Source organism: Candidatus Hydrogenedentota bacterium, assembly GCA_035450225.1.
In the GTDB taxonomy this organism is placed as follows: Bacteria; Hydrogenedentota; Hydrogenedentia; order Hydrogenedentales; family SLHB01; genus DSVR01.
Genome location: DAOTMJ010000002.1, coordinates 237875 through 251031, shown reverse-complemented (window position 1 = coordinate 251031; position 13157 = coordinate 237875). Strand labels below are relative to the sequence as shown.

General features: G+C 60.2%; 9 protein-coding genes. 2 read left to right on the top strand and 7 right to left on the bottom strand.

Translation table 11 applies throughout. The features are described from left to right. Positions 1-2 precede the first annotated feature (2 nt). Positions 3-254 (bottom strand): ferredoxin family protein, encoded by a 252-nt coding sequence (locus P5540_02635; protein ID HRT63699.1) that lies wholly within the window; start codon positions 252-254, stop codon positions 3-5. A 102-nt stretch (positions 255-356) separates the two neighbouring features. Continuing rightward, positions 357-1127: an SDR family NAD(P)-dependent oxidoreductase gene (locus P5540_02630; protein ID HRT63698.1), complete on the bottom strand. Its 771-nt coding sequence runs from the start codon at positions 1125-1127 to the stop codon at positions 357-359. Positions 1128-1468: 341 nt separating this feature from the next. Here P5540_02630 and P5540_02625 point away from each other — a divergent pair, with 341 nt between their 5' ends. After that, a complete protein-coding gene (locus tag P5540_02625) occupies positions 1469-3013 on the top strand; it encodes an AMP-binding protein (GenBank protein HRT63697.1) in 1545 nt (514 codons plus the stop codon). 15 nt (positions 3014-3028) lie between these two features. On the opposite strand, the gene P5540_02620 is transcribed toward P5540_02625, so the two are convergent. The 5 genes from P5540_02620 to P5540_02600 all read right to left on the bottom strand — a co-directional run bounded on the left by P5540_02620 (position 3029) and on the right by P5540_02600 (position 11989). Beyond that, positions 3029-4654: a CocE/NonD family hydrolase gene (locus P5540_02620; protein ID HRT63696.1), complete on the bottom strand. Its 1626-nt coding sequence runs from the start codon at positions 4652-4654 to the stop codon at positions 3029-3031. Between the two features lie 21 nt (positions 4655-4675). Then, the gene (locus P5540_02615; protein ID HRT63695.1) at positions 4676-6352 is read right to left on the bottom strand and encodes an AMP-binding protein; all 1677 of its coding nucleotides are present in this window, start codon (positions 6350-6352) and stop codon (positions 4676-4678) included. 79 nt (positions 6353-6431) lie between these two features. Beyond that, a complete protein-coding gene (locus P5540_02610; protein ID HRT63694.1) occupies positions 6432-7790 on the bottom strand; it encodes a TrpB-like pyridoxal phosphate-dependent enzyme in 1359 nt (452 codons plus the stop codon). A gap of 99 nt (positions 7791-7889) precedes the next feature. Then, positions 7890-8819 carry a branched-chain amino acid transaminase gene (locus P5540_02605; protein HRT63693.1) on the bottom strand — a complete coding sequence of 310 codons (930 nt, stop codon included), beginning with the start codon at positions 8817-8819 and terminating at the stop codon, positions 7890-7892. A 173-nt stretch (positions 8820-8992) separates the two neighbouring features. Further along, a complete protein-coding gene (locus tag P5540_02600) occupies positions 8993-11989 on the bottom strand; it encodes a sulfatase-like hydrolase/transferase (GenBank protein ID HRT63692.1) in 2997 nt (998 codons plus the stop codon). Positions 11990-12190: 201 nt separating this feature from the next. Here P5540_02600 and P5540_02595 point away from each other — a divergent pair, with 201 nt between their 5' ends. Beyond that, a complete protein-coding gene (locus P5540_02595; protein ID HRT63691.1) occupies positions 12191-13150 on the top strand; it encodes a glycosyltransferase family 2 protein in 960 nt (319 codons plus the stop codon). Positions 13151-13157: the final 7 nt, after the last annotated feature.

The window sequence follows — 13157 nt, the reverse complement described above, 5'->3', positions numbered from 1 at the left end:
GCCTATCCTTTCACTTCGGCAGACGCTGCGGCCGGGGCCGGTTCATCCACATCGCGCAGCACGGTAATGGCCACGTCCGGACATACCAGCCCGCACAGCGCACACGCAAGGCATTCCGAATCCTCGATAAACCGCGCCGGATAATAACCGGCGGCATTCGGAGCGCCGCTTTGCTCGATGCAATTCCGCGGGCACACCTCCATGCAAAGGTAACACCCCTTACATCGTTCACTATCAATCGCGATCGTATTCACACCATTTTCCACATCGGTTGCGGCCAAGGGCTGGCACTCTATCAAAGAAACGCGGGATCTTTCAAACGGCCCTTGCCCGCCCAAGGCGCGGCCCAACGTGCTTCAAATTCTCGGTCCCATGCGCTGGGCGCCGTCCAAGCGAATAATTTCACCGTTGATCATCTCGTTTTCGATGACGTGTCGCGCCAGCGCGGCAAATTCGGCGGGCATTCCGAACCGGGAAGGAAACGGGACCTGGGCCCCCAACGCGGCGCGCAGTCCATTGGGCAGCAGGTTCATCATCGGCGTGTCGAACATGCCCGGCGCAATCGTCACGACCCGAATGCCCCAACTGCCCAACTCGCGCGCAATCGGCAGGGTCATGCTGTTGATGCCGCCCTTGGCCGCCGCATCGGCGGCTTGTCCGATCTGGCCCTCGAACGCGCCCGTGGACGACGTATTGACAATAACGCCCCGCTCGCCTGTTTCCATGGGTTCCTGCCGAATCATCGCGGCCGCCGCCAAACGCAGCACGTTGAAGGTCCCGATGAGGTTGATCTGTATCAATCGCGTAAAATCTTCCAGCGAATGCGGACCCTTGCGTCCGACAACCCGCTGCACCAACGGCACGCCCGCGCACCCAATCAGACCGCGCAGATTGCCGAAACCGTCCAGGGCCGCATTGACCGCGGCGTTGGCATCGGCCTCGTCGGCCACGTCGCAATGGACATAGCGGACGGCCGCCCCGATGCTTTCAACGACGGCCTTGCCTTTCTCCGCGTCAATATCGGCGATAACGGCCCTGCCGCCCGACTCAACCAGCATGCGCACCACTGCCTCGCCCAGTCCCGAACTGCCTCCCGTAACCAAAAACGCATTGCCTTCGATTCGCATGAGTCACCTCCCGAAACCTTTACAGTTTTATATGTCGGATCCCGTGCGCCTATCGCACCATGTCGTTAGCATACCGTTCCAACGCCGGCAAAAACGATTCGCGTACATGCCCCGCCAGGCGGCATAGTGTGGACGGCCGCATGCTTTTTGTAACATGTCTTTGGAGATGTGAAGGTATTCGAGCCTTCGAAATCGTAACGCCGAATTCCGATTCGGCCAATTGGCCAAAGACCGTGCCGAATCGGAATTCGGCGCCACAGGCTGCTATACGGGTTTTGTTGCCCTGCCCTGTGGGGCCGGCGCGATTCCCGGCCCCCAACACTATGGAAAGGAACTGTCCGATGAATGTTGCGACACTGATTGAAAGTTCGGCGCGCCTTTTCCCGGACCGCACGGCCCTGATATGCGGCCCGGCCCGTCTTTCCTATGCGGAACTGGATCGGATGGCGAGCCGGCTGGCCCATGGGCTTGTTGGCCTTGGCGTGAAGCCCGGCGACAAAGTCGCGCTCACGTGTCCATCGCGTGGCGAATTTGCGATTTCTTATTTTGCCATACTCAAAACGGGCGCGGTGGCCGTGCCGCTCAACCCCCTGCTCAAGCGGGATGAAATCGCGCAGCAACTCCGCGATTCCGAGGCCGTGGTTTATTTATGCCATGAGGGCACGCCCGATTCCCCCCTTGGCCGCCATGGGTTCGACGCATTCCAAGCCACGCCCGGATGCAGGGAGTTTCGGGCGATACCCGACGATCCGCAGGGTCTTTCCGTACTGTCCGAATGCCGATCGTGGCGCGACCTGCATCACGGCCAACCGGATGTTTTCGAGTCGGTGGATCTGCCGAACGACGCGAGTTGTTCGATTACGTTTACATCGGGCACCACGGGAGTCCCCAAGGGCGCCGAGCATTCCCATGCCGGCGAATACCTGAGCGCCGTCCTTGTGCGACACGAACACGGCATCCGGCATGACGATGTGGGCCTTTCCGCGGTTCCCCTCTTCGGCGCCTTCCGCTGCTCGATACTGCTCACGACGTTTCTGACCGGATCGACGATTGTCATCATGCCCCGGTTCAGCCCCGAGGACGTCTGGCGCGCCATGGCCCGCGAACGCGTGACCGTCTTTCACGGCGTGGGGCCCATGCTGCATCGCCTTTATGAGACGGTAGAATCATCGGGCATCGCCTTGGATGCGATTGCGGGACAGTGGCGGCTGTGCATCTCGGGCGGCGCCGCGCTTTCGCCCGCCGTACACCGGTTTTTCGAGGAAAGACTCGGCGTGGACATTCGCATAGGCTACGGCGCCACGGAAATCATCCTTGCCACGGTGGATCGGTATACGGCCAACGATACACCCGGCGCCATCGGACGCCCCGTCGGCGGGGTACAGATTCGCCTGGTGGACGACAAGATGAACGATGTGCCGCCCGGGGAAGTGGGCGAAATTATTGTCCGCAGTCCCACCTGCATGAAACGGTATTACAACGACGACGAGGCGACACGGCAGGCGCTGGCGGGTGGCTGGTTTCACACGGGCGACCTGGCCCGCCAGGATGCCGGCGGAGGACTGTGCCTCGTGGGACGCAGCAAGGACATGATCAATCGCGGAGGCTACAAGGTCTATTCCGCGCAGATCGAAAACGTACTGATGACCCATCCGGCCGTCGCCAACTGCGCTGTGATCGGCGTTCCCGACGAACGATACGGCGAGGAAGTCAAGGCATGCGTGGTCCTCAAGGAAGGCGCGCAATGCACCGCGGACGAACTCGTCGCATGGGCCCGCGACCGGGTGGCCGCCTTTGCCTATCCCCGACAGGTCGAATTCATGGATTCGCTTCCCATCGGCGCGACGGGCAAAGTGCTCAAACGCCTTCTGAAATTCCGGAAATAATCCCGCTATTCGGAATTACCGGATGGGCAGCAGCAGCGCGCTGGGGTGCGCTTCGCCCATGTGGACGCTGTTGCGCGCGATACGCAGTTCCGCACCGGGAAAGTCCTCGCCGGTATTGGGGTTTTTTTCGAATCGGCGGTAGTTGCTGCTGGAGACGTGCAGGCCGATGCGATGGCCTTTATTCACAATCAGGCTGATGGTCCACAGGTCTATTTCAAGCGGGACGACCGTGCCGGGCGTGACGGGTTCGGCCTTTGCATAGCCTTTCCAGAATTTGAGGCGGCGAATATTGTCGAGCATGAGGATCTGCCGTCCATCGGGATAGATATCAATGAATTTGGCCGTGAAATCGGTGTCGGGCGCGTCGGTCGAGACGTACAGGCGCGCCTTCACATTGCCGGTGATCTCGATGGGCGCATCGAGCGGCGCCGTTTGGAACACCAGCACGTCGGGGCGCGCGGCCAGTTCGCGTTGATCGTAGGGACCGGGCGGCAGGGTCAATTCCGCGCCGCCGTGCGTGGGGCACGGATTCGCGGGATCGTAGGTGAATGCAAGGGATTCGCCGCCGGCGGCGGGTTCGGTGGACAACGACTTGTCCGCATGGAGGTAGTACGCGGTTTCGACGGTCGGGAAAGGCGGCCAATCCTGCGCGGTGCGCCACTCGTTGCCGGGCGCGTTCGGTTCGATCACGTCGCCGAGCGTGTAATAGTTGACGGGCGGCTCGGCGTCAATCCCGTTGGCTTCCCCCTTGACGTAATGATCGAGAAACCGGTCCTCGTACTTTCCCACATCGAAACCGAAATTGGGTTTCAGCACGAGGTCGCCGGGATCCGCCTTGGGACCGTGCAGCCACGCGCCCATGATGAGTTTTTGGCGGCCCTTCGCGCCGGGACCGCCGTTGTGCTGGCGCGTGACGAAGTTGTTGATGGTTCCCTGGCAAAAGATGTCCCACCAGCCGCCGATGTGCACGGCGGGCGCCGTGACGCGGTCCGCGACCGGCTCGACGTTGTGGCGTTCCCAGAAAGCGTCGTATGTGGGATGGGCGTGCCAGACTTCGAGTACGTGCTCGCTCTTCTGCATCTTGAGCCAATCCTCGCACAGCGCCTTGCGGAACACGCCGCCCTGGTAAGCGATTTGCTGGTAGAAATCCGAGCAGGCCACGGAAATCGCCTGGCCGGCTACGCGGTCCGTCACGGGCGCCATGAACACCTGGACGATGCCCAGCGCCGAACCGCCCCATGTGCCGATTCGGCCGTTGCACCACGGCTGTTGGGCCACCCACGCAATCGTATCCGCGCCGTCCTGCCGTTCGCCCCAGCCGTCGTCATCGAAGGCCATGTCCCTGCCCTCGCTGCCGCCGCGCCCGCGGACGTCCTGGATGACATAGGCATAGCCGCGTTTCGCGAATCGCTGGACGATCGCATCGGTGTACTTTGTCGCACGGCCATAGTATGTGCGCGTGACGATCGCGGGAAACGGGGGTTGCGCGTCTTCGGGCAGGAAATAATCCGTGGCCAACCGGACGCCGTCGCGCATCGGCAGCATGACGCTTTCCGCGCGAACCGGTCGGATCGCGACAAGCGGCGAAAGAAACAACAGGCCCGACAGGGCCAATAGAACCTGCCAGCGAACACGCGCCATAACGGCCTCCTCCCCGTTTTGCTATGCCGTTTCGGTTCCGGCGGCCTGTTGCAAATGGAAACGCTCGATGCCGGCTTCGCGCAGTTTGAACTTCTGGATCTTGCCGGAAACCGTCAACGGAAATTCCCGCACGAATTCGATATAGTGCGGGATTTTATAGTGGGCGATGTTGCCCTTGCAAAAGGCGCGGATTTCTTCCTCCGTCAGCGACGGATCCTTCGGAATGATCCATGCGGACACCTGCTCGCCGTAATGCACGTCCGGCACGCCGACGATTTGCGCGTCGTAAATCTTCGGATGCGTGAGCAGGAATTCCTCGATTTCACGCGGATAGATGTTTTCGCCGCCCCGGATGATCATGTCCTTGATGCGCCCGGTGATGCGGTAATGGCCCGAAGGGGTCCGCACGGCAAGATCGCCCGTGCGCAGCCATCCGTCGGGCGTGACGACCTTGGCGGTCGCATCGGGATCCTTGTAGTAGCCGAGCATCGTGCCGTGTCCGCGCGACCAGAGTTCGCCCGGTTCGCCGTCGGGCATGTCGTTTAGCGTTTTCGGGTCCACGATGCGGACTTCGACCCCCGGCAGGACCGTGCCCACGGTGCTCACCCGGACCTCGATGGGCTCCGACGTTTCCGACTGGGTGATTACCGGCGACGATTCCGTCAGGCCGTAGGCGATGGTCAACTCGGAGAGGTGCATGAACTGCGTGACCTGTTTCATCAATTCAATGGGACACGGGCTGCCGGCCATGATTCCCGTGCGCAAAGTCGAGAGGTCGTACTGGTCGAAGTCGGGGTGGTTCAGTTCGGCGTTGAACATCGTAGGCACGCCGTACAGCGCCGTACAGCGTTCTTTCTCGACCGCGTCGAGCACCGATTCCGGCTCGAAGGACTCCGCCGGAACAATCATGGCCGCGCCATGGACGGCGCACATGAGCGTGCCCATCACGCAGCCGAAGCAGTGGTAAAACGGCACCGGAATGCACAGGCGGTCCGCGCTGCCCATCCGTTGCCGGCCCCCGACATGAAACGCGTTCATCAGGAGGTTGCGGTGGGTCAACACGGCGCCTTTGGGCTGGCCGGTGGTGCCGGAGGTATACTGGATATTGGCCGGCATCTGAAAATTGCACGCGGCGGCGCGCCGGGCCATATCCGACTCGGGAATCCGGCGCGCTTGGGCCGTGAATTCTTCCCATGGCCAGATCCCCGGCTTGGACGGCGCGGCCTTGATGCCGACAACCTGCCGCAAGGAAGGGAAACGTTCCAACGCCAGCGGCTTGCCGAACGGTGCGGTTTCAAGTTCGGGAATCAGCGAGGCGATCATGTCCTCGTAGTTGCTGTGCTTGAAGGCATCCGTCAACAGAAGCAATTTGATATCCGCGGCGCCGAGGATGAATTCCATTTCATGCACGCGATACGCCGGATTCACGTTGACCAGCACGGCCCCGATGTGCGCGCTGGCGAATTGCGCGAGAATCCATTCCGGCCAGTTGGTGCTCCAGATGCCGATGTGATCGCCGGCCTCGATGTCTAAGGCCATGAACGCGCGCGCCGTTTGTTTCACGCGATCAAAAAACTCGTCGTAGGACCAGCGCAAGTTCAGGCGCGGAAAGACCACGGCATCCCGCGAACCATGATCGCGAACGGTTCGATACAGCGCCTCGCCGATTGTCAGTCCGTCCACCCAGGGCGTGTCCACGATAGCCAACGCTTCTCCTCCGGAATGAAGAGGAGACGCCCGGCCGGGCGTCTCCTGCCTTTGGTTTCGATGGGTTTGTTCACACTTTTGGAATGCGCGCCTCGGCGGCGTCAATGGCGCTTTGATCCAATTCGAAATCCTCGAGTTTGCCGTTGAAATAGGCGTCGTACGCGGTCATGTCGAAATGGCCGTGGCCGCTGAGATTGAAGAGGATTGTCTTCTTTTCGCCGGATTCCCGGCACTTGATCGCCTCGTCAATCGCAACGCGAATGGCGTGCGACGATTCCGGGGCCGGCACGATGCTCTCGCATCGCGCGAAGAGCGAGGCGGCCTCGAAGCATTCGTTCTGGTGGCACGCCACGGCGCGCATGACGCCTTCCTTGCACAGCAGCGCCAGTTGCGACGCCACGCCGTGATAGCGCAGTCCGCCGGCGTGGATCCCGGACGGCACGAAATCGTGGCCCAGGGTGTACTGCTTGAGCAGCGGCGTCATCTGGCCGGTGTCGCCGAAGTCGTAAGCGTAGATGCCGCGCGTCAGGGTCGGGCAGGCTTTCGGCTCGACCGCGATGAAATCAATATTCTTTCCCTTGCGAATCTTGTCCGGCGCGAACGGGAACGCAAGGCCGGCAAAGTTCGATCCGCCGCCGCAGCATCCAATGACCACGTCCGGATACTCGCCCACGCTATCCATTTGGAGTTTTGCTTCTTCGCCGATGATGGTTTGATGCAGGAGCACGTGGTTCAGCACGCTGCCGAGGCTGTACTTGATGCTCCCGCCGCTCTTGGCCGCGACTTCGATGGCTTCCGAGATGGCGATGCCCAGACTGCCGGTCGTGTCCGGCATTTCCGCGAGCACCTTGCGCCCGTATTCGGTCTCGTCGCTGGGACTCGACACGACTTTGGCGCCGAAGGTCTGCATGAGCGTGCGGCGGTAGGGTTTCTGCGTGAAACTGACGCGCACCATGAACACGGTGCATTTCATGCCAAACGCCGCGCAGGCGATCGAAAGGGCGGTGCCCCATTGGCCGGCGCCGGTCTCGGTGGTCAGTTCGGTAATGCCGGCAACCTTGTTGTAATACGCCTGCGCGATCGAAGTGTTCAGTTTGTGGCTCCCGGCCGGGCTGGTGCTTTCATTTTTGTAGAAAATCTTCGCCGGCGTGTCCAAGGCCTTTTCCAGCCGGTAGGCGCGGCGCAAAGGAGTCGGCCGCCACATGCGGTAGGCATCCATGACCTCGCCGGGTATCGAGATCATCGGCGCCATGGACGCCTCCTGTTCGATGAGTCCCGGCGGGAACAACGCCGCCAAATCCTCCGGCTTCAACGGCTGCAACGTGCCCGGATGAAGCGGCGGCGGCAACGGCGCCGGCAAGTCGGGGTTGATGTTGTACCACGCATCCGGCAGCTTCGCCGGATCAAGCAGAATCTGATACTGGTTCATGTCCACACTCTCCCGGTTCCCATATTCCACCATTTCCCAAATGCCACGAAACGGGCATAGCATACACGCTCCACGGCTAGAAACAAAAAGTCCGGCCCGTCAATAAACCGGCGTGCACCACTTGCGATACTTGGGCACCCGGCCCTGAACGACGTCGAAATACAATGTTTGCAGTTGTTTCGTAATTGCTCCCGGCGTGCCCGAACCGAGGATACGGCGATCCACGGAGCGGACCGGGGCCACCTGGGCGCCCGTGCCCGAGAAAAAGAGCTCGTCGCAGACATAGAGTTCCGTCCGCGCGATGGGGCGCTCGATCACCTCGAGCCCGAGTTCCTCGCGCGCCAGTTCAATGATCGTATTGCGCGTAATGCCGACAAGGATGTCGGCGGTGGGAGGCGTCGTGACGATCTGACCGTTCAACACCATGAACAGGTTCATCGCGCTTCCCTCCGCCACCGTGCCGTCCTCGCGCAGGAAAATGGCCTCGTCGAATCCCGACTGTTTCGCTTCCGTGGCCGCGAGCGACGAATTTAGGTAACTGCCCGTCGCCTTCACACGCGAGGGAATCGCGTTGTCGGAAAGGCGCCGCCATGACGAAACGGCCACATTCAATCCCGACTCGATGTCGCAGTAATCGCCCAGTTTAATCGTGTAACAACAGAAACTGCTTTCGACTCCGCGAAGTTTCGGCCCGAGCGAAAGTTCGCTCTTGTAACAGATCGGGCGGATGTAGACCCCTTCACGGAAACCGCTTCGCCGCACCACCTCAAGGCAGATTTCCCCTATTTGTTCCGCGTCTTCGGGCACTTCCATGCAGAGGACATTGAAATTGCGCACCATGCGGTCCACGTGTTCCTTGAGTCGGAAAACAAGAATGTTGTCCTCTTCCTTTACATAGTACCCGCGAATGCCCTCGAACAAGCCCGTGCCGTAATTGAGGGCATGGGTCATGATGCTGATTTTGGCCTCCTCGATGGGAACATACCCGCCGTTGAAATAGGCATATGCGCCCGGAACCATCTGTGCCATCGAACAATCTCCCTTCTGCCGCAACCTGTTCCAATGAAAAACGAAGCGGCATTATACCCTGCGCCGCCGAGCCGCGCCAATCGCCCACGTTGGGTCGGAAATCTATACGACAAAGCCCATCAACACAACACCCATCCCGGCCGGGTTTCACATCAATTTGGGGACAAAGGACCTCACTTCCCGCCCAGGTAACCCAAGCCCTCCAATTGGCTTCTTTGTTCTTCGGTCAGTGGGCCCGCCAAGGCCGGCTGGGTTCCCTGCCCGCGGGAAAAGGCGCGCAGGTCGGTCAGCGCCTTTTCGAGCCCCGGATCGCACGGAGCGCCCGAAGCGGCCAAGTTGTGCTGCTCGCCGGGATCCGCCCGGAGATCGTAACAGGAGACCGGCGGTTGCCGGCGGGGATTGTCCGGATTGGAATGAATGACCTTCTTGTCCAAGGTCCGAATACCTTGCAGAACATTGTTTTCGAAGTCGTTCTCCGCATAAACAAACGCAATGCCGGCATTGGCAAAAGCGCCGTCCGGCCCCATGACAGCCTGCCCGGCCGCCGTGGCCAAAGGCGGGGCGCCCGCCAGTTGCAGGAGCGTCGGCGCAATGTCCACATGGCGGCCCAGCCCCGTGTTTCGCTCGCCGGCATGGGCCGATCGCGGCAATTTGATCAGGCACGGCACATGAAGCAATTCATCGAACAGGGTCTGCCCATGCCACCATCCGCGATGTTCAAAAAATTCCTCGCCATGATCCGAGGTAAACAGAACGATTGTGTTGTCGTACAGGCCATACCGTCTGAGACCGTCGAACAGCCGGCCCAGATGAATGTCCATATAAGCGATTTCGCTGTCGTATGCCTCCTTCATCGGTTCCAAAAACGTGTCCGGATCGGGGTGTTCCATGCGCACGCGCGCATAACCAACACCCGGTTTGGCATGGTCCATGAAGGGATCGTGCGGGTCCATGTAATGCAGGAAGAGGAAGAACGGCGCGTTTTTTGGACATTCGGGACTTTCAATCCATGCCAACGCCTCGTCCGTGACGTCCTCGGCGGGCTGATAGAAATCCCGCACATTCATGCGCTTGTAGACTTTCGAGGCCAACGCGTGCCACGCGTGCCGAAGCACTTCGTATACGGCCAGTTTCGCGGCGGACGGTCCCGCATAAAAATACAGACGCGGCTTCAAGTCAACATAGTCGCAGAAACCTTGGTCGAAATGAAACGGCGACATGATGTGGGGATTGTTTGCGAAGCCTTTCGTGTAATATCCGGCGTTCCGCAGATTCTCCGGAAAGGCGCCTATGCCTTGGGGCAACATTGAAATCTTGGTGGTGGCCGTGTGCGATTCCGGGTAGCGCCCGGTGAATATCGAGGCAAACGCGGGCTTCGTCCATGGCGCCTGCGTGAACCAATGATTGAACACCACGCAATCTTTGGCGAATGCGTTCAGTTGCGGCGTATGGGCCTTCGCTTGAGGATTGTACACGGACAAGCCGTCCGCCCGCAGCGCGTCCACAACGATCAATACAATGTTCGGACCGGACGAATGCGCGGGGGGACTGAACGCGGGCAGGGCAGGATGCCTCATCCCCAAAACGGCATAGAGCGAACCGCCGCCGACAATCAGGCCCCACGCCATTACCGATGCGATCAATAGACGCCAGCGTCCGCGCAACACGACGCCGTGAAACAGAGCGCCCGCCAGTCCCGCGAACAGCGCCGCCGAGGCGATGGCGGCCAGCAGGGGCGCAAGCGTTGAAAGGTTGGGGACATGACCAATCAACACATCGCGCATATAACGCCAGATCGCGACCACTCCCGCAAGCCCGGACGTTCCGGCCATCGCAAGTCCGAAAGTCGCGTAGAGGGGCGGAAATTTGTCTATCAACAAATAAAGGAAGGCAAGCGCGCCGGCTACGCCCGCGCCCACTGCCGCAAACACAAGGCCGTATACGGCCGGTCCCCACCAGAAGGCAGACCCTTCGGCAAGACCGGACAGGCGAGAAAAAAACCACGCCGCCTCGCCTATGCCGCCCAGTCCCCCCGTAACAAGCCCCGCCGCAATTCCGGCAATCAGGCAGTTGATGAGATTGCGGCGGTATTCGACAATGGCCCACGGAGTTAGCCGTACATGCGTGTCTTCCGGGGCCTGCTTCCGGGCCTCGGCCAGTTCCGCCTGCAATTGGGCGCGTCCGGGGCGCGACCGTATCAGAAAAATCGGCAACCCAATCAGAAACGGCACGACATCGCCGACCCACCAGCCCAGATGGCTGAAAAGGACGGCCGCGCTGACGCCGCTCTTGCCGCCCAGCAGGGTGGCGAACACGATTTCGCGAATGCCTTCACCGCCGACGGACGGCCCGATAACAGTCCCATAAATCATGATCGGGCTGGCGAACAGAACGTCGAGCAGGCCCGTGTTCGGGGCTCGCAGGGCGGTCATGGTGCAGAAATACATCAGGCACGTCGCGAAATGCACCCACAGGCCGCACACGACCGCCGCCAGCAACAACAGGCGCTGGCCGCTGTAGGCCGTAATGGACGCGCCCAGTTTGTCCACCATGCGGCGGACGGCGCCCGGCGCGGGGACAACCGACACGATCACTTGGATCACGCGCGGGTTGAGGAGCAGCAGGAATGTGGCCAGAACGAACACGCCCAGCACGAAGAGAATGACCCCCAAAATAGCCACGTTGATCTTGAGCAGGCGAAATCCAAGCGGAAACGTCAGAAACACGAGAAACGTCAGTGAAATGAAACCGATGAGTTTCTCAACGGCGATCAGCGTGGTGCATTTGAGAGGTTCCTTGGTGTAAAGCGACGAATCATAGAGCCGGTAGCCGTCCAGTCCGATCGTGCCCGGCATGAAAATGCCGAACATGCGCCCGACGAACCAGCTCTGCGTCATATACCAGAACGGCATGTACAGCCCCTGCCCCTTCAACAGCAATTGCCATCGCGCAATGCCGGCCAACATCCCGGAAAGTTTGATGACGACCGCCAGCAGGAGCCAGACCGCAAGGTTCGAGGCATCCGCCGCGCGTATCTCCTCCAACAAGGCCATGGGAGTCACGCCGCCGAACTGGTCGGGCCTCAGCCCAAAGGTCTGCGGGCGAAACAACAGCAGAAACAATCCGCCCGTTACGATGATTTTCAAACTACCGCTGATAATCCGCCGCATCGTACCTCGTTATTCGTTACAAGGCGCTTGGATATTGGATCACAAACGCGCCCACGGAGTTCCAACGCTGTTCCGCATGGTGGATCGTTGCAATAGGCGTCAGAATACCATAGCCGCAGGAATATGAACAAAACAGGCAACACGACAATTTGACTTGGTTTCGTCGCGACACGATAATGGCCGACAAGGAATGAGAACCGCATGCGAGAACTCCAGCCCAATCAGTGCTTGTCAGTAGCCGTGCCGGTATTCAATGAGGCTGCAGGCATAGACGTCTTCGTCGAGGAAGTGCGCCGTCATCTGGCGGCGCTCAGATTATCGGCGAATACCGAGATCGTGCTGGTAAATGACGGATCCTTCGACGGAACCGGAGATAAACTGGACGCGTTGGCCACCCAATATCCCGGTGAGTTACGCGTGATTCACCTGTCGCGCAATTTTGGATTCTGCGCGGCGGCGTCCGCGGCCTTGCAATACGCCAAAGGCAATGTCGTCATTTTGATGGATGCCGACATGCAGGACGATCCCGGGGTCTTTTCCGCCTTTCTGGAACGGTGGCGCGAAGGATATGACGTCGTGTACGCCGTCCGTTCCTCCCGGAAGGATTCCACGATCTTTCGCCTTCTGACATGGTGTTTTTACCGATCCCTGCGTTACATGTCGCAACTTTCCCTGCCGTTGGACAGCGGAATTTTCGCCCTTTTGGACCAGCGCGTGGTCAGCGCCATCAACGCCCTGCCCGAACGCAACCGGTATATTCCCGGTCTGCGGTGCTGGGTTGGATTCAATCAGATCGGCATACCCGTCGAGCGGCGTCCAAGGGGACACGGCAAGAGTCGAATGGGATTGCGGGGTTTATGGGATCTGGCCCTCATGGCGTTTTTCTCGTTTTCCTTTGCGCCCCTGTTTGTTTTTCGACTGGCGGGCATGGCGGCCATGGCCATGGCATGCGTGGTGGTTCTTCTGAGCGTTGTGCTGTATGCGCTGGGAACGCTCCCGGTTACATGGGCGCTTGTCGCTTTTCTCATAGCCGCTTTCGGTGGAATCAATCTGCTGGGCATAGGCGTCTTGGGTGAGTACATCAGTCTAATCTATGACGAAGTGCGGCGGCGTCCGCTCTTTCTGGTCGAGCGTGTTACTGAACGAAATCCGGGTGAATAGTGGCTGC